The sequence below is a fragment of the Brevibacillus brevis NBRC 100599 genome (assembly GCF_000010165.1).
Classification (GTDB): domain Bacteria; phylum Bacillota; class Bacilli; order Brevibacillales; family Brevibacillaceae; genus Brevibacillus; species Brevibacillus brevis_D.
In genome coordinates this window covers 580,770-601,937 of sequence record NC_012491.1, presented here as the reverse complement: position 1 = coordinate 601,937, position 21,168 = coordinate 580,770, and the positions used below count along the sequence as shown (strand labels likewise).

General features: G+C 47.6%; 22 protein-coding genes. 3 read left to right on the top strand and 19 right to left on the bottom strand.

The window, feature by feature from the left end:
- Positions 1-6: 6 nt before the first annotated feature.
- From BBR47_RS03295 to BBR47_RS03230, 14 genes are all read right to left on the bottom strand, one after another.
- Positions 7-207, bottom strand: a complete 201-nt coding sequence (locus tag BBR47_RS03295) for a hypothetical protein (RefSeq protein ID WP_231850549.1) — start codon at positions 205-207, stop codon at positions 7-9.
- A gap of 26 nt (positions 208-233) precedes the next feature.
- Positions 234-902 carry a Tad domain-containing protein gene (locus tag BBR47_RS03290; RefSeq protein WP_012684322.1) on the bottom strand — a complete coding sequence of 223 codons (669 nt, stop codon included), beginning with the start codon at positions 900-902 and terminating at the stop codon, positions 234-236.
- Complete coding sequence (locus BBR47_RS03285) at positions 903-1,304, bottom strand: TadE/TadG family type IV pilus assembly protein (protein ID WP_012684321.1); 402 nt, start codon at positions 1,302-1,304, stop codon at positions 903-905.
- Positions 1,305-1,338: 34 nt separating this feature from the next.
- Positions 1,339-2,061 (bottom strand): hypothetical protein, encoded by a 723-nt coding sequence (locus tag BBR47_RS03280; protein WP_012684320.1) that lies wholly within the window; start codon positions 2,059-2,061, stop codon positions 1,339-1,341.
- Between the two features lie 23 nt (positions 2,062-2,084).
- Entirely contained in the window at positions 2,085-2,939 is an 855-nt protein-coding gene (locus tag BBR47_RS03275; RefSeq protein WP_012684319.1) for a hypothetical protein, read from the bottom strand.
- A gap of 15 nt (positions 2,940-2,954) precedes the next feature.
- Positions 2,955-4,097 carry a hypothetical protein gene (locus BBR47_RS03270; RefSeq protein ID WP_041749220.1) on the bottom strand — a complete coding sequence of 381 codons (1,143 nt, stop codon included), beginning with the start codon at positions 4,095-4,097 and terminating at the stop codon, positions 2,955-2,957.
- Between the two features lie 30 nt (positions 4,098-4,127).
- Positions 4,128-5,561, bottom strand: coding sequence for a vWA domain-containing protein (locus tag BBR47_RS03265; protein WP_012684317.1), 1,434 nt, complete (start codon positions 5,559-5,561; stop codon positions 4,128-4,130).
- Between the two features lie 129 nt (positions 5,562-5,690).
- A complete protein-coding gene (locus BBR47_RS03260; protein WP_041749767.1) occupies positions 5,691-5,903 on the bottom strand; it encodes a Flp family type IVb pilin in 213 nt (70 codons plus the stop codon).
- Between the two features lie 100 nt (positions 5,904-6,003).
- Positions 6,004-6,939 carry a type II secretion system F family protein gene (locus BBR47_RS03255; RefSeq protein WP_012684315.1) on the bottom strand — a complete coding sequence of 312 codons (936 nt, stop codon included), beginning with the start codon at positions 6,937-6,939 and terminating at the stop codon, positions 6,004-6,006.
- A gap of 4 nt (positions 6,940-6,943) precedes the next feature.
- Complete coding sequence (locus BBR47_RS03250; protein ID WP_041749219.1) at positions 6,944-7,870, bottom strand: type II secretion system F family protein; 927 nt, start codon at positions 7,868-7,870, stop codon at positions 6,944-6,946.
- The gene (locus BBR47_RS03245) at positions 7,848-9,236 is read right to left on the bottom strand and encodes a CpaF family protein (protein ID WP_012684313.1); all 1,389 of its coding nucleotides are present in this window, start codon (positions 9,234-9,236) and stop codon (positions 7,848-7,850) included. Before BBR47_RS03245 ends, BBR47_RS03250 begins: the two co-directional genes overlap by 23 nt.
- Before the next feature lie 13 nt (positions 9,237-9,249).
- Positions 9,250-10,407: an AAA family ATPase gene (locus BBR47_RS03240; RefSeq protein ID WP_012684312.1), complete on the bottom strand. Its 1,158-nt coding sequence runs from the start codon at positions 10,405-10,407 to the stop codon at positions 9,250-9,252.
- Between the two features lie 3 nt (positions 10,408-10,410).
- Complete coding sequence (locus BBR47_RS03235; protein ID WP_012684311.1) at positions 10,411-11,250, bottom strand: SAF domain-containing protein; 840 nt, start codon at positions 11,248-11,250, stop codon at positions 10,411-10,413.
- Positions 11,251-11,352: 102 nt separating this feature from the next.
- The gene (locus BBR47_RS03230) at positions 11,353-11,808 is read right to left on the bottom strand and encodes a prepilin peptidase (RefSeq protein ID WP_012684310.1); all 456 of its coding nucleotides are present in this window, start codon (positions 11,806-11,808) and stop codon (positions 11,353-11,355) included.
- Positions 11,809-12,031: 223 nt separating this feature from the next.
- Here BBR47_RS03230 and BBR47_RS03225 point away from each other — a divergent pair, with 223 nt between their 5' ends.
- The 3 genes from BBR47_RS03225 to BBR47_RS03215 all read left to right on the top strand — a co-directional run bounded on the left by BBR47_RS03225 (position 12,032) and on the right by BBR47_RS03215 (position 15,086).
- Complete coding sequence (locus BBR47_RS03225; protein ID WP_012684309.1) at positions 12,032-12,352, top strand: thioredoxin family protein; 321 nt, start codon at positions 12,032-12,034, stop codon at positions 12,350-12,352.
- Positions 12,353-12,507: 155 nt separating this feature from the next.
- Positions 12,508-13,659, top strand: coding sequence for a response regulator (locus BBR47_RS03220; RefSeq protein WP_012684308.1), 1,152 nt, complete (start codon positions 12,508-12,510; stop codon positions 13,657-13,659).
- Positions 13,660-13,691: 32 nt separating this feature from the next.
- Positions 13,692-15,086, top strand: a complete 1,395-nt coding sequence (locus BBR47_RS03215; RefSeq protein ID WP_012684307.1) for a DUF4832 domain-containing protein — start codon at positions 13,692-13,694, stop codon at positions 15,084-15,086.
- Positions 15,087-15,158: 72 nt separating this feature from the next.
- Here the strand turns inward: BBR47_RS03215 and BBR47_RS03210 are convergent, their stop codons facing one another.
- The 5 genes from BBR47_RS03210 to pelF are packed head-to-tail and all read right to left on the bottom strand — an operon-like array spanning position 15,159 to position 21,167.
- Entirely contained in the window at positions 15,159-15,845 is a 687-nt protein-coding gene (locus tag BBR47_RS03210; protein ID WP_012684306.1) for a DUF4956 domain-containing protein, read from the bottom strand.
- 22 nt (positions 15,846-15,867) lie between these two features.
- On the bottom strand, positions 15,868-16,602 hold the full coding sequence (locus tag BBR47_RS03205; protein ID WP_012684305.1) for a polyphosphate polymerase domain-containing protein: 735 nt from the start codon (positions 16,600-16,602) through the stop codon (positions 15,868-15,870).
- Complete coding sequence (locus BBR47_RS03200; protein WP_012684304.1) at positions 16,599-18,323, bottom strand: CotH kinase family protein; 1,725 nt, start codon at positions 18,321-18,323, stop codon at positions 16,599-16,601. The genes BBR47_RS03205 and BBR47_RS03200 overlap by 4 nt, the downstream gene beginning before the upstream one ends.
- Before the next feature lie 31 nt (positions 18,324-18,354).
- The gene (pelG, locus tag BBR47_RS03195; protein ID WP_012684303.1) at positions 18,355-19,755 is read right to left on the bottom strand and encodes an exopolysaccharide Pel transporter PelG; all 1,401 of its coding nucleotides are present in this window, start codon (positions 19,753-19,755) and stop codon (positions 18,355-18,357) included.
- Between the two features lie 5 nt (positions 19,756-19,760).
- Positions 19,761-21,167 (bottom strand): GT4 family glycosyltransferase PelF, encoded by a 1,407-nt coding sequence (pelF, locus tag BBR47_RS03190; protein ID WP_012684302.1) that lies wholly within the window; start codon positions 21,165-21,167, stop codon positions 19,761-19,763.
- Between the last annotated feature and the right edge of the window lies 1 nt (position 21,168).

Sequence of the window (21,168 nt, the reverse complement as noted above, 5' to 3'; positions counted from 1 at the left end):
TGATCATCACCGACTCATTTCTTTTCGACGCAAATGTTCCATGCCAGCCTGTTCAATATACGGAAGGGCAAACATAAAAAAGAGCAGCGCATACGGGAGTTTTTCCCCCAACGCCATGAACAGACAGGACATCGGCAGGAAAACGCCATAGATGATCACCGTCACTACATTCCAGAATCGCTGCATTTTTTGTAGCTTGCTTGTCATGCCATTTCCTCCAATGTTCGCCGTTCCTACATAGGAATATGCAGATTCACCCATCCGCTTACTTCATCAATAAAGCCGATCCGTCTGCTTTCGCCTGTCTGGTAGATTTGCTCGGAATAGGCAGGAATGAAGTCAAACCCCATCGATTCCGATTCGTACTTTACAGAAGTTGTTACTTCAATCCGATTGTCACTGTTGAACAATTTGACGGACGAACCGGTAAGCGTTGCCTTGTTATCCGACAGCACTTTGGCAACCACTCCAGGAATTCTGCTAGTTGCATTCTGTAAGCCTGCATAGACATAAAACTGCAGCTCAGGATTACCAGGCAATGCACTGTTTAAAGCCAAGTCAATCGCTCCGTATTTTATCTCGCTCGCGGCCCAATCCGGATGCGAAGCCTTCAACTGACTCGTCGCAGCTTCCACCCTTGGCCAGACAAAATTAGGATTTTTCAGCCTTGTGATCGACGCATCATATGCCATAATAGCCACTATCATCTCATCATAAATATCCTTCACCGCCGCAATGCTCGCCTGCTGCGCACTGTTCGACGCCTGCTCCTTGTCTACAAAAACGGTCGAAAAGTTAAAAAGCGCCACAAACACCAGCATGAACATAAACCAGTAAATCGTCAGGGTGAAGATCGTCATATTTCCACGTTCATTTTGCAAGTGACGCAGTATACGTACCATCTAGTTCATCACCCTGCTCTTCATTTCTCGATCAAAGGAGATATATCGGTCTTCCTTCTCGATATATAGCCAGTCAGGGAGAAACGCCAGTTCCATCTGTACGCCGACCTTGGCGGTAAAATATCCGCTACCATTCCCCTTGATATCACAATCATTGAAGGAAATGTAGCCTCCTGCCGCGTTCACCACGTTTTTGGCAGCTTGCATGGCTTCTCCCGAATTACCCGTTATAGCGTACACCTTCGCCGCCTCATTTGCCGCCGACTGAGAGATAATTACGCCGTAGACGCCCACAAGAAACTGCCAGCAAATCAGCATGATCAGAAAGACGAACGGCAGTATGGCGATAAACTCTATGGTGACCGAGCCCTTTTCATTGGAAACGATCTTCTTCAGGCGCATTCTTCGCTCATCTCCTCTCGAACTTATTTGCAAGCTACCTTTCATCGAGCAGCAATCCCCCTGCTACAGCTGCTTCCGCTCTTGCCGCCTCGTCCTTCCATTTATTGACGTATATCATGAACATGACCGCAAAAAACGGAAGAACAATCACATTGAGCAACAACTCAATAAACATCACCGCCCCGAAGGTCGCCGTAATCGACGTGACGAGGAACAAGCCAGCCAAACTGATTAGCCATTCCACCACGCTCACCAGTAGCAACAGGCCAAAAATTTGGAAAAAATGCTTTTTGCCCATTTCCATGGCAGCTCGCCAAGAGCGCCAAGCCGATTGTTTTTTCAGCACCACAAAAAACGGGGTCAAATAGAACAAGACCATCAGAATCAACCCAGGTATCATGAACAGCATCATTCCTATAGAGACAAGAAAGCTAAACACGATCCCAAATACGAATACGGAAAAGCTGTGTTCAAAAAAAGTCCGAAATGCCTTACGAATCGGACGCTCATCGCCGTCCAGATCACTTTGAACATACTGGGCAAAAGGAATCTGGAGGATCAGTAAAAACAGAAGAAGTAAAAATAGATTGAAAAAGCTTGCGACGAATTTGGCGCCCGTGATCGCCGCAATCAAATTCAGGTAGTTCAGCGTAAAATTGTGGATGATAAAAAATGGAACCACGAGTACAGCGGACAAGAGCAGCAAAGATTCGATGTTCCGTGCATAAAAACGAATGCTTTCTTTGAAGGGATGCATATGGGTTTCTCTCACCTTTCCTGTTATGGGTTTCGCAGTTTATCCATCAGCCCGTTTTCCAGGATGGTCATATTAAGCTTCTCGTGGGCCTCCCGCAACTGTTCAACCGAATGGAAAGACTCATGTTTCCCTGTCGTATGCGTCTCAAAGCCTTTCACGGATTCATCGGCAATATTTCGCAGCGTTTTGTCTTTGTAAACGGAGAGTAAGTCACTCAGCTTTTTTCGTTTCTGCTCCTGTACCCGATCCAGTTCTACTCGATTGGACTGGAAAAGCTGGTAAAGCCGATCCACCGAGTCTTTGATCAGCACCTGCTTGCGAATGCGATCATACAAAATGTAGTCGGATTCAAACAAAACATCCCGTAATGCCGTTTCTTCTCCAGCGATGACGTAGTTGCGCGCGAAAAATTGATTGAGCAGATCCATCCCCCGAGTATAAATAGCACGCAGCTGGTCCCGGCTTTCCATCATGGTTTTGCAAACGTCGATCAGCTTCTCTGCATCTTGCCGAAGCACCGTGTCCATCTTATCCTGGTAGCTGGGCAAAAGCGCCCTCAGATACTCGTATTTTTGCTCATACATCTCGATCGGCTTCTCTTTATCCATGGCGAGATTGTTCTTAATCTTGCGCCCCGCATGTGCATGCACCAAAAACAGCTTCACGACAGGCTCTGCTTCATGGCGGCGAACTACTTCACCATCCGGTCGCAGCACCAGGTACCCGACTGCGTCTTTTTTCCCCCATTTCCAGTACGCTACATGGTAGTAATATTGTCCGTTTACGTAGGCTGGGTAGTTATACAGCTCTGTCCTCTCTAAAAAACGCTTATTCCGCTCGATTTGAGCCTGAACCTGTGGTGTATTCACGACTTTCATAAGCAAGGACCTCCGTTACGCAAATAAGGATTTCACCCAGCCAACAGCTTTTCCGACCCCATCCCGGATTCCACGGGTAATCGCTCCTCCGGCTAGCTTGTCAGCGTACTTCACGAGTTTGCTCAATCCCCACAAAACCGCACCGGTGACAACAAGCACTCCACCTACCGCCTGCCCACCTGGTATGACGGAAGCAATGACACCTGCATCCATCAGCACACTGCCGAAATTACCGACGCCATCCACAAATTTCTCATTTTGCGTGGCTTCATTCTGGCTCGGATCAAACGCCATGCCAAAGGTGCCGACCGTATCCATGATGTCAAACGGAAGGCTGATCGCTGCTACACCCACATTTAAACCTTTCACGATTCCCGGCATTCTGACGCCGGACGGATTTGCCGAATTCGTCAGCTGACCACCTTGGAAAATATCGCGAAAACTGTTATTCGGCAATTGTGCCAACACAAATTGATAGTTGCCCCACGCGCTCATCCCGTCGAGTGAATCGACACCCAAGCCAGTTACCGTGTTTACATACGGCGTATTCTTGAAGGCAAGATCAAGGCCTTTTATCGCCAGATCTCCCAAGAACATGCCTTTGCCACGAAGTCCCGCTGCCATGTCTACTTCGCCATTCATAAGCAAATCAGCGCTATATGCCAGCGTACCGCCCATGACGTCCTTGATCGTCCATTTGACAGCACCGTATTCAAGCGTCTCCGTCATCGGTTTCGAGCTATCTGGATCGATGCCGGGGTGCTGAGAAGAAGGCATCTGTAGATTCGGTGCAGGTACGGTTGCTTTTGGCGCTTGCGGGTTCGAGTAATTGACGTTTGGCCCCTGAAAATCGGGTGCTTGTGGATTTATCTGATCCCAATTTGGTGCTTGCGGATTCGTCCAATCCCAGTTCGGCGCCTGTGGGTTCAGCTTTTCCCAATCAGGAGTCTGCGGGTTTATTTTTTCCCACTGCGGCGTTTGTGGGTTGTGCTCCCATTGCGGAGACTCCAGGTTCGGTTGATCCCACTTCGGGGCCTCGTATTGCAGCCCTTGATACTGCATGGAAGCCGCCAAGCCCACCAGCGGAAACAGATTCATCAAAAGAATCAGAACAGCGAAAGTAGCCGCTGCCATTGGGCTTCTTACCCATTTCCTCACTTCACAAACCTCCTTTTGGAGATTTCGTCTCTAGTTTGTTTTCGTGTTTTGTGCAAACTTCTGGTTGATCGCATCCACGGCTTCCTTATAGGACTTCTCGTTCAAGGTATCCAGGAATTGCTCCAGCTCATCTGCCTTTTTCTGTGCAATTTCCAGCTGCTCATCGTTCAACTTCCGCAGTTGATCGGCGAACTCATCGGAAATGATGTTGCTTGCATCCATAGTCATGATTGCAGATGTTAGATCATGATTTTCCCGTTTGGCGATACGACTCCATTTCAAAGCAAAGTGACTGATGTCAATCGATCGGGAACTGCGAGTGGATACGGCTTGGTAGGATGCATTGGCTTTCCACTCTTTCCACTTGTTCGCGATTTCTTTCCCACGATTGAATTCGTCCTGCAGCTCCTTCTGATCTTGAATCAGAACATAGCGGCCTCCCGCTGCCTTTGCCACTTCTTTCAACTGCTGCTGCCCCGGACCGTCTACACCAAATCCAATCACGTTAATAATCGGCGTAATCTCGGATTGGGCCAACTGTTTGGCAGCTTCGACAGGGTCACCATCGCACGTCTCGATTCCGTCACTGACGAGGAAGATCATATTGGTGTTCTTATCCCCAGGCAATTTGCTTAAATCCTTTTTTGCTTCCTGCAAAGAGTAAGCAATCGGAGTATATCCGGTAGGTTGGAACTGATTTAAAGATTGCGTCAGTTTTTCTTTGTTATAAGTCTGCATCCCGTACACCAGCTCACTGCTTCCGCAAGACAGTGTTTTATCCGACTCTTTCCCGCTGCCCTTGTGCCCGTATACGCGCAGAGCGACATTCGCCTGTTCCGGCAAAGATTCAGCAAAGGCTTGAATCGCTTCTTTGGCAGCATCCATCCTCGTCTTGCCGTTCGATTTTGCCGCCATGCTACCACTCGCATCCAAGATAATTTCAACATTGTAGCTTTCTTTAAACTTGAACCGCGGATCATCGATGTCCGGATTCCCAAATGAGGCCATTTTCAGTTCGTCTATTATCTGTTGCGGATCAGGATAGCTTTGGGCAAACAACCCTAACAAGGCAAGGTAGTACTTGTTCATCATTTCTTCGTCTGGTTTTTCAACAGTAGGGAACTTTTTTAGTTCGGATAAAACTTCTTCCCTGTTGTTGTCATACGAGACCCCGGAAAAACGTCCTGGTGGCGAATTGACGAAGTCCTCTGTCGTTTCCCGCTTTAACGGCATTCCTTCCTGTGCCATGGCCTCCAACGCTTTTACCTTTTCTTCTTGCGTCATCTCGGCGTTTGGGTCTCCTGTTTGGTCTGGCGGTTGGCTTTGCGTAGGCGGTGTTTCCGTGCTTGGTGGAGCAGAAGGATTTTGCCCCTCTGCGTTCTGAGATGTATCCGGCTCCTGCGAACACGCCGTTAACAGGCTCAACAGGAGGATCACTGCAATTATTCCCTTCACGAGTCTCATCAAAGTGCTACCTCCTGCTTGATTTCGTCTTGCTATGTATGAAGCGTCATATGGTTCAGGTGGTGAAGGACCATTCCTTCACCACCTCTTTTCCATATGCTCATCACCAAAAAAGCATTCAATGATTGATTAATTTCCGTCTAATTTTTTGATGATATTGCTCAATGTATCCCCAATGGATTCTCCAACGAGTGTGGGGTCCTTATCAAAGTAGGCCATCACCGCACCAAACACAGCGATGACTACACCTGCCAACGCGATCCACTCAATCGCCTGTGCTCCTTTTTCGTTTCTAAGAGCTCCCTGACTTTTTACATACCATTTCAGCATCATGCTTTTCATATAAAATCTACTCCCTTCATGATTTGGATAATGAAAAAATAAAGAACTGTGCACTCCCATCTCGCTGACGGGCATCACCTCCTAAAAGTGAACCCCTGGATCATGGCATGATGTCGGAGAACAAACTGAAGTTATCCAAAATATTCAATACCATCAAACCGCCAATTAGGATAATCGCTGTAGGAGTCACGATAAACGTAGTGATCAGGGTTACTTTTGGCGACGCCTTGGCCGCCTTTTCCTTGATTAGCTCTTTGCGGATTCTCCTCATATTTTCCGCCTGCGCCTTGAACGTGACGGCAATCGGCACCCCCAGGCGCATCCCCTGAATGAGCGCTTTGATCAGCATTTGAAACTCCGGATTGTCGTTGCGTCGTAGCAATTGTTCATACGCCTTTTCCCTTTGCACACCGAGATCCAGCTCTTGATTGAATCGGGAAAACTCTTCCCGAATCGGCCCATCAAAAAACTTGATGACTTCGCGCAAAGCCTGATCGAGACTCACCCCCGCCTGAAGTGTCACGCTTACGGTGTCGAGAAATTCAGGCAGGTCATAGCGAAGCTGATGTTGACGATCGCGCGCTTTTTTCTTCAACAAAAGGATGGGCAAAAAGTAGCCAATCAACGGCCAGGCGATCAATCCTAAATGTGAGAAGGGAAAGCGAAGAATAAAAAACAGCGTGCCGGCAATAATGCCGAGCAGAGCCATGAAAATTTTGACCCCTTGGAATTGGGCCACGGTCAAATCAAGTGGCCGCCCAGCCCTGAGCAACCAATCCTCAACCTCATGCGACTCACTGAAAAAATTGATGCGCTGTCCCATGACAGCATAGTCGTCTCCATACCGAAGCAATCGTTTGACCAGACGCTCGGATGAGGTCTCCTGCTTGCGCACGCCGTAGTTTTTGTGCCCGCTCATCTCATGGACATGTGCGAGCAGCTTTTGCTTCTCGATGGAGTAGCGATACCACTCTTTTAGGCAGATGGCAAACAGCAAAAGAAACAAGAACACGCAAGTAATTATGAGAGCATCCATGTTTTCACACCTTTATGTTGGTCACTTTCTTTACGAGGATATAGGACAGGAGAGTTCCGATTACAAACAACCCCAGAAGAAAAAGACCAAATCCGGAAAACAACGGATCAATGAAGCCTTTGTTCATCGTGTTCATCATCAGCACCAGGGCAACTGGCATGATCGGCACCAAGATAGAGACGTATCGCTGTTCTGCCGTCATCGTCTTGATTTCCTGATTCACGATGCGGCGATCCTCCAATGTCTCCGCCATTTCTTGCAGCACCTGGCTCAAATTCCCCCCTGCGCGCCGTTGAATCAGCAGGGTAGCAGTAAAGATCCGGAATTCTCGCGTCGGTATTCGTTTTTCCATGTCAGAGAGCGCCCGGTCAAAGCTGACGCCTAGCTGCAGCTCACGTGCCATGCGGCTAAACTCATCACCAGCGGGATAATTCATCTCCTTGGCTACCAGTGAGATCCCCTGCGAGAGCGTAAGACCTGCACGCAGCGAGTTGGCTAAAAGGCGACACACTTCGGACAGCTGTTCATTCAATCGCTCCTGGTACTTGTTGCGCCGGACGAAGAACAGCACGTTCTGTATGAGATACATCACCACTGCCCCGATCATGAAGTTAAAAGGAAAAGAAATATTCACGACGTTACTGAGCAAGAAGGCAAGCACCATGGTACCTACGATCAAAATTCCGTAAAACTCCGAGGGCGCAAGCGCGAAGTTCGCTTTGATCAGCTTTTTTTGGATTTCCTTGGCATAGGGCGTTTGGTCAAATTTATCTCCCCAAACGATGACGACGCTTTTTCGTTTTCCCTTTACCTCGAACCATTCTTCCGCTTTCTTTTTCCATTCGGTCTTCTTGGCCCGATAACCGAGATACTCGTACATGCCCCAGATGCCAAACAACACCGCGAAACTAAACAGAATAGGCATGGTCACGCTGCTTCCCTCCTTCCGCCCTGAACATGGATTCATCCAGATTGATTCCAAAAACTTGGAGCCTCTCCAAGCACCGTGGAATTACCCCTGTTGCCGTAAAGTAGCCAAGCACCTCCCCTTTTGCGCCGATTCCCTTTCGCTGGAAACGAAAAATCTCGTTGACCTCTACTCGTTTGTCTTCCGTTTTCGCTACTTCCGAAATCGAAACGATTTTACGTGTTCCGTCTGAAAGGCGGGTGACTTGGACGATGATATCCAGCGCACTGACGATATATTCGCGGACAATCGAGGAGGGCAAATCCATTCCAGCCATAACGACCATCCCTTCCAAACGGTTAAAGGCATCCTGTGGTGAGTTGGCGTGAACAGTTGTAAGTGATCCTTCATGCCCGGTATTCATGGCCTGCAGCATGTCGAATGCCTCTGGACCCCGTACCTCCCCGACGATGATTCGGTCTGGCCTCATCCGAAGCGAGTTTCGCACGAGCTGACGGATGGTGACTTCCCCTGTTCCCTCCATATTGGGCGGGCGTGCCTCCATCCCAATACAGTTGGGGTGAGTTAGCTTCAACTCGGCCGAATCCTCAATAGTTATGACACGTTCGTAGTGCGGAATCGCTTTTGCTGTCGCATTCAGTAGCGTTGTCTTACCACTACCGGTCCCGCCGGAGATCAGCACGTTCATTTTGGCTTCCACCACGGCTTGAATGAACTGAGACATCGCTTCACTGAAAGAACCAAATTGCATCAGATCATCCATCAAGAAAGGCTCTTTGCGAAATTTACGGATCGAAACGAGTGTGCCATTGAGACTGATCGGAGGGATGACGGCATTCACACGGCTTCCATCCTTCAGACGGGCGTCGACCATCGGCGAGCTTTCATCGATTCGACGGCCAAGCGGTGCCACAATCCGGTCCACGATATGCCGCAAGTGTTCCTCGTCTCGAAATTTTAAATCGGTTAATTCCAGCCTTCCCCGTTTCTCGACGTATACCAGGTTATGTCCGTTAATCGAGATCTCCGTGATTTCTGGATCGGCAAGCAGCGGTTCAAGTGGGCCAAGCCCCACCGATTCATTGATCAAACGAGTAAGCAGAATGTCCTTTTCATTTCGTGGAATGACTACTTTCTCTTCCGACATGTATTGGGAGACGAGACGCTCGATTGCGAGACGCATCTCATCTGAACCAAGACTAGTCAACCTCTCCAGGTTGGTTTCACGTAAGAGTCGGGTCTTGTAATGCTCAGCCAGCTCGTCAATATACGGATTGAAGGAAGGAGCTGCTAGTGTGGCAGCGAGTGTCGTCTGCTTTGCCTCATCCCCTGGCGCTGTCTGCTCTTGCTTGCGTCGGAATAAAGCCATCTAACTCCCACCTTTATGACAGTTTCTTGAGTACCCATTTTCTGATGTCTTTCGCAGCCGGAGAGAGCTTCTTCTCATTCGGTTCTTTTTGCAATGGTCGGCCTTGATTAACGGCAGCTTGAACTCCTTGATGATCTCTGCTGATTTCAGCAGTAATCGGAGCGTTGAATAATCCTTTCAAATCCGATACGTTCAGTTCGTTATCCCGTCCCACCTGGTTGACGATCACTTCGAGCCTGCCTGCCGTATCAATCCGAAGCCGTTTGAACAGGTCTTCCACGAGTTGGTAAATTTGTACGGACGGTGTATCCAGATTCATCACGTAGTAAATCATGTCCGACTCTGACAAAGCGGCAAAGGTTAGCTCGTTCATATGCGTTGGCAGGTCAAGAATGACAAAGTCATAACTGCGGCGACTGGCACGGATCAGCCTGGTGACGAAGGCTTCGGACATATTCTCGGCTGTCTCGGCATCCCGCGGGCTGACCAGCACCTCCAGCTTGGAATAGTTCTCCCTCTGCGCCACGTTGCGAATATGAAATTCGTTGATTTCATCCATAACTGGCATCAGATCACCCAATGTACGGTTGTTTTCAAACGACAAGAAGGTTTCTACACCGCCGTATTGGAGATTGAGGTCGATGAGCAGCACACTTGCCGTAGATTCCAGCTTCAATGCTTGCGCAAAGCCTGTTGCCAGCTGCGTTCGCCCGCTTCCCCCTTTTCCGCTGTAAAAGGAGTACACCTTCCCCCGTCCTCTCACAAAAGCCTTGCCGGATACATCCGCGCCCTTTTTTCTCTGTTTGATTAGGGATAGATCGGATATTTTGTCGAGACGATCAGACAAAAGGTTGAGCTCATCAGGCATGACAATGTATTCAACCGCACCCGCACGGACGACATCTCGCAGCAAGACAAAATCCTGTCTTTCCGTCAGATAAATGACAATGCCCTCCGGCAGCTCCCCTTGTATATACTGCACCAGTTCTACTCCTGCTCCGTCTTCCGGCTGCACGAGCAAAACGACATCGGGTCCAATGCGGTCAATTTCTTTTTTCACTTCGCTGGAAGTCGTGTATCGTACTTGCTCGTAAACGGACAGAATTTCCCTCAGCATGTCTTTTACAGAGTCGTAATCCGCAACGACGAGAATTTTCATATCTTTGTTCATGACTTATCCTCCGGTTTTCGGTGGTTGATTAGTTGGCTGCGGTGGTACCGAAGTTGGTTTGCTTTGTGGCTGAACCGGAGCCGTTGGTGGTGTCTGGACGGCGGGCTGTCCGGCAGGCTGTGCCGCAGGTGGCATTACTACTGGTGTCCCAGGTTTGGCGTCGGCTGGTTTGCCAGGCGGTTTCGTCTGTTCCGGGGTAGGCTCCACAAACGGATCAGGAATGCCCAAATCTCCTTTGCCCACATTCGCTTTCAAAATGCGAACCATCTGGGCGTAATGCTGCTGGTGAATGAATTTCGGCGCTTCCTCAAACGGCAGTTCCAAAGCCACGCCCTTGAAGCTGTTCTCCGATTTTGCTACCATGGCGACCGGTACATCTTTCATGAACACTTCCGTTACGGGCTTTCCACTCACCTCATGCGAGATAATGATGTCGACCCGGTCTAGCGCTTCCAACTCTTGGTCGAAGACGATATTATTCGATGAAAATACCGTCACGAGCCTGTTGTTCTCGTCCCGAACAACATTTGCTGGCTTCATGATGTTTTTCGTAATGATATCCCCCTTGGACAAAGGGACAATCGTGACTTGATTTTTCAAACTGGCTTTATCGATCACATACGAATCATCCGCGTACTTTTTGGGGATTTCCCTTACCGTCAATTGGTCGGGTTGAATCAGTGCCCGAGATGGAATGTCTGCATTCGCCTCGTAAATTTCCACCATCTCGCCAAGCTGCGCGTTCATATCCTTGATTTTTTGCAAAAACAGAAAGCCCGCCAGAGCAGCAAGTAGGAACGATAATACAAGGAAGATGATTGCTCTACGTTTTGATTCCAACATCTGAAGATTCCCTCTCTTTTTTGAAAAATCCATTCAAGTGTCATGTTTTGTTTTGTCGTTTTATTACCAAGATTTCGAATCGACAATCTTATGAGAAAAAGACTAGTAATACCTAACCATGACCAGCATTAGACTGGTTCCTCCAGCGATAAATGGCGCCAGTGGTATCTCTCGGTTAAGCTTCATTCTGCCCGTCATCTTGGATATGACCCATATGGGAAGTACACTGACTCCCGCGAGCAAATACGTAAGCATGAGTACGACCAATCCCGCTTGCCATCCAACCGCCGCTCCCACCAAAGCCAGCAGCTTGATATCGCCTCCGCCCATCTGCCCTTTACTGATTACCGCCATGAGCAGTGAGATTCCGCCCAGCACGATAGCGCCCATCGCATAGGATAGCCATTTTTCCGGATGAAGGCACGCATGCACGAGGAGAAAATATACGATTCCCGGAAGCGTCAGCCAGTCGTAAATGAGACGACTGCGCAGGTCGGTATACATAGCGACTACCATTACGAAAAGAATGGGAATGATGACATACATGGATAACAACATATGTCCTCCCTTCCTGCTATTTAGGAAAAATTCACCATTACAGACGGAGGATTTTAGAAGATTGTTGCAAAAATACCCAATTATTTTTGGGACTTTTACTGGAAATCGCTTTCATTCTCTTTTTTCCTGAGATTGGGCGGGACGTTTTTCCTTTTCAATCTGTCGAATCGTAGGGTAAGCTGATGATAATGTGTGAGGACAACGAAACAAGAGGTGGAGAACTGTGCAGGAATATGTAGAACTGACTGAACTGCTTACAGACATCGAGGGCCATCCCCTCAGCCTGCTGTTCATTAAAACGGCAAACTGCGGTGTTTGCGATGTCACCTACGTAAGAACGGTAGAACTGCTGAAACAATACCCACAAGTGAAAAGTATGGTTGCATCCATGGAAAAAATGCCTAATCTTTCCGGTGAGTTTCTCGTATTTACAGCTCCGGCGATCCTTCTGTTCATGGACGGAAAAGAAGTGTTCCGACAAGCCCGGTTTGTCTCGTTTGATAAGTTGGAGAATGTTCTGAAGTTGACAGTGGATGCGACCTAGGCGAAGAATACCCTAAATCGCTAAAAAATTCACATTTCCCTCCACCGTAAAGATTTGGATAACCCCTCTTTTGATGATAGAGTAGAAAGTATGAACAAATCAGATTCGTAAGACAATCTGTTGCATTTTATCGTTTTTTGAAGGAGAGACAGTGGATGAGAGCCTTATTGGTAGACGACGAGCAGCTACCCTTGATGCATCTGCAACGATTGCTAGAAAAAGATGTTGGCGGCGTTAAGGTAGTCGGAGCCTACACCAATCCTCTCGAAGCGATCGACCAAGCAATATCTCTTCAACCAGATGTCGTATTTTTAGATATTAATATGCCGCGCATCAGTGGACTGGAGATCGGAGAACGTCTGCAAGGAATCGATAACTCCCCGGAGATCGTATTTGTCACAGGGTACGATAAGTACGCCGTTGATGCTTTTGAGCTATGCGCACTGGATTACATCATGAAGCCCGTACAGCTTCAACGTTTGCAAAAGACAATGGACCGTCTTCGTGAGAGAATCAAGTCCGCGAAAGAAGCCACGCCTGTTAAAGAAGAGTCAGTCGTCTCCATCCAATGCTTCAATAGTATTTTGTTTCACCAGCCCAATCAGGAGCCGCAAGAGATCAAGTGGCGCACGAATAAAGCCCGCGAGCTGTTCGCGTATTTGTTGCATCACCGCAACAAGATGATTGACAAAGATTCGCTTATCGAGCTTTTGTGGCCGGACTATGATGGAAGCAAAGGCGTAACCCAGCTATATACGACGATTTACCTCATCCGGCAAACCTTGAAACGCTATGGTCTCCACACGATATCGATCAACAAAGGTAATTTAGAAGGCGGCTATAAGCTGACGATTGATTCGGCTACGATCGATGTAGAGGAATGGGAGAATCGTCTCAAACAAATCCCTCCCCTCTCTCTTGCCAATATGCAGGAGTATGAGCAATTGCTCGCAGCGTATACAGGCGATTATTTCGGAGACTACGACTATTTGTGGGCAGAGTACGAGCGGGAAAGACTCCGCAGAATGTGGCTTTCGCTCGCCAAAACAATGAGCAGCTTTTATTTGGGACACGGCAGAGTACGAGAGGCGATCAACGTCAACCAACGCATTCAGAATTTGCACCCGCTTGAAGAAGACAGCTACATGATCTTGATGCAGCTGTACGCTTCTTTGGACGATCATGCGGCTGTAGAAGAACAGTATCAACTCTTGACCTCTCGATGGGAGAATGAACTCGGGTCAGCAGCAAACGAACATATCACCAAGTGGTATCACATATGGAAACAAGAGACAGAACAAAAGTAATGCTACTCTCTCACTAAATCTAGGGGGCACTCATGAAGCTCAGAAGTGTTCTATACAGCGTACTTCTCGCTACTTTTTGCATTCTACCTTCCTCTGCCGCCGCCTCCAGTTATGGAACGGCGACCTATTCACCAAAACAAACCCAAGACGTGCTCCGAAACCCGTATATGGGACTGGCTCCCGACTCAGGGACGAGCAATCTTGAGCAAGAACACACGCTTGTCTATGCCAATCTTACCTGGAGGATGCTCGAGCCTACTAAAGGGGATTATGCATTTGATGAGGTCGAAGATGCGATCCGGTTTGATGAATGGACAGAAAAAGATGTCAAGTTCATCCTCCGTATCGTAATGGATATTCCTCACACCAAATCGGACATGGAGATACCGGATTGGTTATACAACGAGATCGGCGGGGACAATGACAACTTTGAAGACGGCGAGTGGTATCGAAACGACTATGGCAAAGGCTATAGTCCCAACTACAGCAACCCATTGATCATCAAATACCACAAACAGTTGATTGACGCACTAGGAGAGCGTTACAAGGACGATCCCCGCATTGCTTTCATTCAACTGGGAAGCGTCGGTCACTGGGGAGAATGGCACACCGATACGTCTATTCCTTTCCCTGCGACAGAAGTCACGGATCAGTACGTCCAACCGTATCTGGATAACTTCCCTGATTCCATGCTACTGATGCGAAGACCTCATCCAGTCGCCAAAGAGTACAAGCTGGGCCTGTTTAACGACATGTTCGGCAACAAAGAGGATACAGACAGCTACCTGTCCTGGATACAGAAGGGCTATGTATCCTGGCTGACCAAAGAGACAATGCCCGCCATGCCTGACTTTTGGAAGTATGCACCAAGCGGTGGAGAGTTCTCCCCATCCGACTCGTTAAACAGCTACTTTGATCGCTCCTCCATTAACCAGGTAATCTCACAAGCCAAAGCTTCGCATATTAGCTGGCTTGGCCCCAATACACCTGCACAGTTCGAAAAAGATAGCGAACAACAACAATACCTGGACCGCTTTTTAAACACGATTGGCTACCGCTTCTCCATCACGAAAGAGACACATGCCAAAGCAGTCCAGCCCGGAGAAAGCCTCGCTATAACGATGGATTGGCAAAATCGCGGTGTCGCTCCTTTTTATTTCCCATGGATTCTCGAGCTGTCACTCACGGATGAAAATGGCGAGATCGTAACCAAGACCAAAACGGACGAAGACATCCGCAAATGGCTTCCTGGCACGAAAACCGTCAAGCAAAGCTTGAAAATCCCAGATGACTTACCAGAAGGAACATACACCCTCTGCGTGGCTATCCTCGATCCGCATACGGAAGAACCGGGCATTCAATTTGCCATGGAAGGAAAAAGAGCGGACGGAAGATACACACTAGGCAAGGTTCAAGTACGAGACTGATCATCAAAGAAAAAATCCCTTCCTGACAACCTGTAAAGGAGTCGTCAGAAAGGGATTTTTTTGTAGAATCATTTATGGTGCATAATCGCCATCGTAGCTGACCAATGATACGTTTTTCACACCTTCTACCTCTGAAATATCTTGAACAAATGCCGTATTATCTCCTTTGATTTTTACTTCAACAATCAATTCCACCATCTCTTTGTTGACTGTCTTTGATTTCAGCGTGTATTTAAGCTTGTTCAGCTGGTATTTGACTCCGTCATTGGCTTCATCCTGATAGGTAATAATGAGCAGATAAGCAACATCTCTCATTTGCCGCTTGGATAATACGACAATGACACCTGCCACTACCAGAGATCCTAGAACGGAAACCGGGTACACACCTGCTCCTGTCGCAATACCGACCGAGATCGACCAAAACATGAAGACAATATCCAACGGGTCTTTGATGGCGGTACGGAACCGCACAATACTCAACGCGCCGACCATCCCGAGAGAGAGCACGATATTCGTGCTAATCGTCATGATAATCAGGCAAGTAAGCATGGCCATGGCCACGAGCGTGATGTTAAAGGTGTGCGTATAGACGACGCCGCGAAACGTTTTCTTGTAAATATAGTAGATGAACAACCCAAGCACTCCCGACAACACAAGACCTATGACCGTATCGATGATCGAGATGCTGGCGAATTGATCCATTTTTAAGACGCTTTTTTTGATGATATCTTGAAAAGTAATCGTATTGGTCGTGTCCATAATTTCTCGACTTCTCCTCACATTAAAGATTATAGTACTTTTTGGTTTCCTCTCTGCAAATGACATATTTGGAGATAGCCGACCGCTGATTACTCAGGTTTTGTAGCAAAAGTCTCATATTGAATGGCAGGAATTGATCGTACTTCACTTCCATGATCATCATGGGCTGATGAATCGCTCTGACCATCATGATGTGTTCGTCAAAGATATCAAGCGAATTGACGTTTGCCTTCAAGTACTTATCAAATGTAATTCGGACGTTCCCTTCTCTCACCAAATACGCCTCTCGAACATAATCCGTGATGACGCGAGGCCGAAACAGATGATTCTTGCACGACAAATAAAAATCACGCAGCACAGCACTTTCCGTCTCACGTAAAAACTCAACATCGCCTGCCAAAATCTGTTCATACTCATCCCGCGTAATCGACGCTGATTCTTTGCAAATGTATCCGCCAAACTTGCTCTTTCGCTCCATCTTGATGACCGCATCACTTTTGTTGTAAATGCGAATGCGATACTTTTTTCTTTGAAAAACCCCGTAGTTTTTTTCATAGAGAGCCGTATCGTGATAGTCATCAAAATACAGGCTGCGAATATGATACCCTTCCTCACTTACAGAATGAGGGTCAGGAGTGGCGATCAGACGTAATTTTTGCCGGAGCGGCTCGTAATGACTCAGCCGAAGATAATACTTCAACTCATGCCGCAATCGCTTGTTGCCGAGCTGGATGCCCGTGCTCTGGATTCCTTTCATTTCAACACGAACTCCTTCACCCCGTGATAAATCGCATCCTCCGGCTCTACTCTGTCAAATGCCGTCTGTACGTTCCCTTTGCTATCCCGTACAATCACCCGCCAGAAAAAGCGACCTTTTCCCGGATCGTTTATCGTGTATTGGACTCCTGTCAGCCCCTTTGCCTGCGCGTGTATCTTCGTAAACGCAGGATCGTAGCTGACAGCAAAATCGTAGGTCAGATCGTCTCCTTGCAGATCATAGGAATGGTCCCAAGCAAAAATGAGTTTATCTCCTTCTTTTCTTGGCTCTCCCATAAAAAAGGGCATCGGATTCTCTTGGCGTTCATAGTACCTCTTTTTGTTACGCTCCGGTTCACCGGAGAGAAGTGCTTGCTCCTTGTGAAAATAAGAGACATCTAACGGCAAATTATATAAATCTGGTAGTTGCAGCACGTATTTGCTCACAATCGGATAATAGCTCTGCAAGTATTTTTCCGTTTGCTCTTTCGTAATGATCTTGCTGACTTCCTCAACCTTTTCGTTTAGTGCCTTGATGTTTTCCGGGTCTTTGAAGACGCGGCGATGCAGGTTCGACACCCAGTATTCGGAGAGGCCAAACTGCCATGGACCGAGTCCTTTTTCTGGACTGCGTTTGAGCTCTTCTTCGAAAAATCCCCATGTTGAGTCATAGTCCCACGGGAGGAAATACCATTTGTTCGAGTTACTTGGGCTGTATAAATAAAAATTGTGAACAGCCGTGTCGTGATTCCCCATCAACAGGTTGGATGCCATCCATGTATAGTAGTTATCCCGATCAAAATGCTTGTCCAAAAAGTCCTGCGTATTCATTGCAGAATTGTGGAGATCCTCCAGCATGGCAATGAGCTTTTCATGGTTCTCGCTGCCTTTGATCTCCAAAATTTTCTCAAATGCTTTCTTGTCGTAGGTAGGATCGGTCGCCAGCTTGATCTGATCCTCGTAGCGATGGAACTCGAAATCAATTGCCTTGTACAAGTTTCCGTTCCGATCCAATCCGTGCGCCTGCAAAAATGTTTTGTTTGGCTGTTCAATTTGAGTGAACAAACCGTAATCAACAAAGTCCCGATCCGGATTTTTCTTGGTCAAATCCTTGATTTTTACTTGAACGAACTGCGTCCGCAAGCTGGTCATATTCGGCATCTGCTCGAAATAATCAAAGCTAAGCTTTTGCCGAACACGCGTCATATCAGACTTGTGCTTGCTTAAGTTGATGTTGCGCTGATCCCGCCAGTATCCGGCACTTTCGAACAAACGGATTTTGTACGATTTTTGTTCCGCTCTCCTGCTCGATTCCCCCCGCAGCTCAATCGTTCCGTTCGCTCTCGTCTCGCCAAAACCAAAGTGGCCTTGAGTAGGCCCCTCCGCCGTCCCTTCCTGCATAATGACTTTGGCCTGGAGATCTTCTCCCTTTTCATTCCGTCCACTAGGAGCTAGATTGAGTTCCGTAAAGGTAGTCGTCTTCAGTTTTGAATTTTCTTCGTTGACTACCGTCACATATAAATGGACGATGCTCCCATCCACATCCTGATCGTATACGCTTCTATTCTCAATCAGCCCCTCGTTCAGCTGCTGAGTTGGCGCCACCTGGCTCGTTGCTGACGGGTTGTCTGACACCGGTTGTTCAGGTACATCCTGTGTACAACCAGTCGTTACAACTCCGAATGCTACGAGCAGGCTCAGTATGAATCGTTTTTTCTTCAACCTAAGTCCTCCCCAATCCATCAGTCCCCATCTATTCCATTCGCTTTCCTTTGACAAAGAGCGGTTGTAGGCAATAAGTGTAATAATCAATATTTTTCAGGTAATAGATCAGCCTGCCGAGACCGGCTACCAGTGCAAGAAACGAAGCAATAAAAAATGAAAAGCCGTAGTTATGAAGGGGCAGCATCGCTATGGTGATAACAACCGTACTGATGAGAAATAAGGTCGTCACCGCAAGCGCTCCCTTCCGATCGTCAAAATAGAGCAGCATCAGCACGACCACAAACATCACAGCGTACAAGTAGCCCGCGATAACCAGGATGTTATACCGCTCCATCTGCTCGGACGTAAACCCGATGTGCGGAAGCAACGTAATTCCCAGAGCCAATGCAACGAAGGAAAAGAACAGCTGCACTTCCATCATGAAGCTGAGCTCTTGCATCAATGTTTGAACCATGTCTGTTTTTGCCCGCTTGATATCCTGCACCGAGCCTGTGCCCAATATCGTCCCGTAATACGCTCGATACTTCTCGTAAAAAGCGGTCTCTACAGATACAACAAACATGACCATCGTAGGCAATATGCTCAAGGAGGCATAGAAAGCAGGAACATCATAAAAAGGCGCAATCACGTATGTATCCGCCACGACCTCTTGAAGCGGACTCCCCAGCCAGTAAATAAAATGGTGCACATAAAAACCAAGAGAGCAAAAGAGACCCACCCCCAGCAGACTTGGGTATTTCTTCATGTACTTCACGAAATCGAAGTAGTTCCTCTCCCGCTTCGGGAAATAGCTCTCCAGATGAACCATAGACAGAACAATCATGATAAAAAAACCCAGATCCAAAGAAATCAGCATGGCGATTCCTTTTTCCAACTCAGTCAGATAAGACAGTAAAAACGCAGCCAGAAGCGTAACGGAAACAGCCGCCAAATACCCGCGAATAATGCGCATATAATCCTTTAATGCCGACAAATAGGCGGATTGAAGCCATACGACGATCAGTTCCACAAAAAGAAGGTAAGCGACAAGCTTAAAGCCAGATGGCAAAGGAGCGAGCCAGTAAAAAGCACCGCCGAGAATACCCCCCAAGCCCAGGCAAACAGCGATAACTCCATACAAAGAAGCAATGATGTCGTTATACTCGCGTAAGTAAATTTTGTCTGCTATATAGCGGGAAATGACCATGGAAAAACCACAGGTAACCAATAGTGAAAACACGAACGCATAAACAACAGCTGCTAAAAAAGACATCCTCTCCAAATAACTGACATTCAATTGAAGAAGAACTTGCTGTAGCACCGTGATCATGACCATACAAATCAGCATCGGTCCGACTGTGACCAGCGAAGAAAATGCATACGCCTTCACACTGGACAAATACCCTTTATTCCGAAACATTTTCTTCAGTTCAAAGCCAATGCCCGCCATGTTTCTTACACCTCGTATTTCCGGTACATTTTGCGATATCCCGCCAAGAAGTTCTCATGTGTGTAAATCTCCGATACTCTTTGGAAACCGCATCTGCCCATCCGCCGTCTCAATGGCTCGTTTTGGCACAATGTAATGATCGCTTGGGCAATTTGAGTAAAATGCATGACAGGTACCGTAATCCCTGCGCTGCCATAGCTGTCACCATTGCCGTACAACAATTCCCGACAGCTTCCCACGTCCGTTGTGACGAAGGGCTTTCTGCATGCCATTCCTTCCAAAATAACAAGCGGTTGGCCTTCGCTGATGCTGGTCAAAACAAGCATGTCCATTTTTCCGAGATACTCTTTCACATTAACCGCACCCGTAAACGTAACAGACTCAAGCTGAAGGCTGTCGACCAATTGCAAGCATTCTGTATAGTACTCCTCATCTTCATCCGTCGGGCCCATGATAACAAAGCGTGCGTGTGGCACTTGTTCTTTGACGAGTCCAAAGCTATGAAGCATTGTTTTTATATCTTTGATAGGTACCACGCGGACAACAGCACCAATGGTGATTGTGTCGTCCTTTTTTTCCTCCACGATGTCCGCATAATCACTCACTTTTACACCGTTCGGGATCACGGATACTTTGGAAGGATCACAGCCTAGCTCGATCTGAATTTCCTTGTTCCGCTCAAACAACGTGATTACCTCATCCGCGTAGGAATAGGCACATGCAGAAAGATTATGAAAATAATCGATCCAGATATCCTTAAAGTGACCCTTGATCCAGCTTGCCTTGATAATTTCTTCTTCCCGCTCGCGGGTATAAATTCCATGCTCCGTCAGCAAAAACGGCTTTGCATGCAGATACTTCCCGAGACTCCCTGCTACACCGCCATATCCCGTACAAACACTGTGATACAAATCCGCTTGCGGCATGCCGTTTTGAATGATCTGACATAGCGGCAACACCATCGAGCGAATCATCCAGATCATTTCGGTAAAAGGAATTTGCGGATATTTTTGCTCGCAAAGCCGTTGAATGACCTCGAAAAAGTCCTTGCTCGTAAGCAACTCGGCTACGGATGGCACCTTACTCCCCGACAACACGGAAAACAGAGCATGCCAGTCACCTTTGCTGCCATCGAGCAACGAAAGCAACGCCTGCTGCTCATCCTCAGTCAGACCCAAACGCTTGCCCGGTGCAGCCTCTTCTTTCAGATAGGCATCTAGAAATACCTCTTTGATTTCCACCACATTTTCGGGGAGCTGGTAGACGTACTTCCCCCTGTTTTTCTCCTCGGCACCAATTGCATAAATGATGAACTCATGCTCTGGCATGCTAGCGATTAAGGAATGAATCCAGCTAGAGACTCCCCCTGTAATATAAGGGTACGATCCTTCGGCAATCAGACAAATTTTCATC

Coding starts and splice junctions, on each gene's coding strand:
- BBR47_RS03260 (WP_041749767.1), bottom strand. CDS start 5,903: ATGAAAAGCATGATGCTGAAATGGTATGTAAAAAGTCAGGGAGCTCTT.
- BBR47_RS03220 (WP_012684308.1), top strand. CDS start 12,508: ATGAGAGCCTTATTGGTAGACGACGAGCAGCTACCCTTGATGCATCTG.
- BBR47_RS03245 (WP_012684313.1), bottom strand. CDS start 9,236: ATGGCTTTATTCCGACGCAAGCAAGAGCAGACAGCGCCAGGGGATGAG.
- BBR47_RS03230 (WP_012684310.1), bottom strand. CDS start 11,808: ATGTTGTTATCCATGTATGTCATCATTCCCATTCTTTTCGTAATGGTA.
- BBR47_RS03285 (WP_012684321.1), bottom strand. CDS start 1,304: ATGCGCCTGAAGAAGATCGTTTCCAATGAAAAGGGCTCGGTCACCATA.
- BBR47_RS03205 (WP_012684305.1), bottom strand. CDS start 16,602: ATGAAAGGAATCCAGAGCACGGGCATCCAGCTCGGCAACAAGCGATTG.
- BBR47_RS03235 (WP_012684311.1), bottom strand. CDS start 11,250: ATGTTGGAATCAAAACGTAGAGCAATCATCTTCCTTGTATTATCGTTC.
- BBR47_RS03255 (WP_012684315.1), bottom strand. CDS start 6,939: ATGGATGCTCTCATAATTACTTGCGTGTTCTTGTTTCTTTTGCTGTTT.
- BBR47_RS03275 (WP_012684319.1), bottom strand. CDS start 2,939: ATGAAAGTCGTGAATACACCACAGGTTCAGGCTCAAATCGAGCGGAAT.
- pelG (WP_012684303.1), bottom strand. CDS start 19,755: ATGGCGGGCATTGGCTTTGAACTGAAGAAAATGTTTCGGAATAAAGGG.
- BBR47_RS03215 (WP_012684307.1), top strand. CDS start 13,692: ATGAAGCTCAGAAGTGTTCTATACAGCGTACTTCTCGCTACTTTTTGC.
- BBR47_RS03295 (WP_231850549.1), bottom strand. CDS start 207: ATGACAAGCAAGCTACAAAAAATGCAGCGATTCTGGAATGTAGTGACG.
- BBR47_RS03240 (WP_012684312.1), bottom strand. CDS start 10,407: ATGAACAAAGATATGAAAATTCTCGTCGTTGCGGATTACGACTCTGTA.
- pelF (WP_012684302.1), bottom strand. CDS start 21,167: ATGAAAATTTGTCTGATTGCCGAAGGATCGTACCCTTATATTACAGGG.
- BBR47_RS03290 (WP_012684322.1), bottom strand. CDS start 902: ATGGTACGTATACTGCGTCACTTGCAAAATGAACGTGGAAATATGACG.
- BBR47_RS03265 (WP_012684317.1), bottom strand. CDS start 5,561: ATGAGACTCGTGAAGGGAATAATTGCAGTGATCCTCCTGTTGAGCCTG.
- BBR47_RS03210 (WP_012684306.1), bottom strand. CDS start 15,845: ATGGACACGACCAATACGATTACTTTTCAAGATATCATCAAAAAAAGC.
- BBR47_RS03280 (WP_012684320.1), bottom strand. CDS start 2,061: ATGCATCCCTTCAAAGAAAGCATTCGTTTTTATGCACGGAACATCGAA.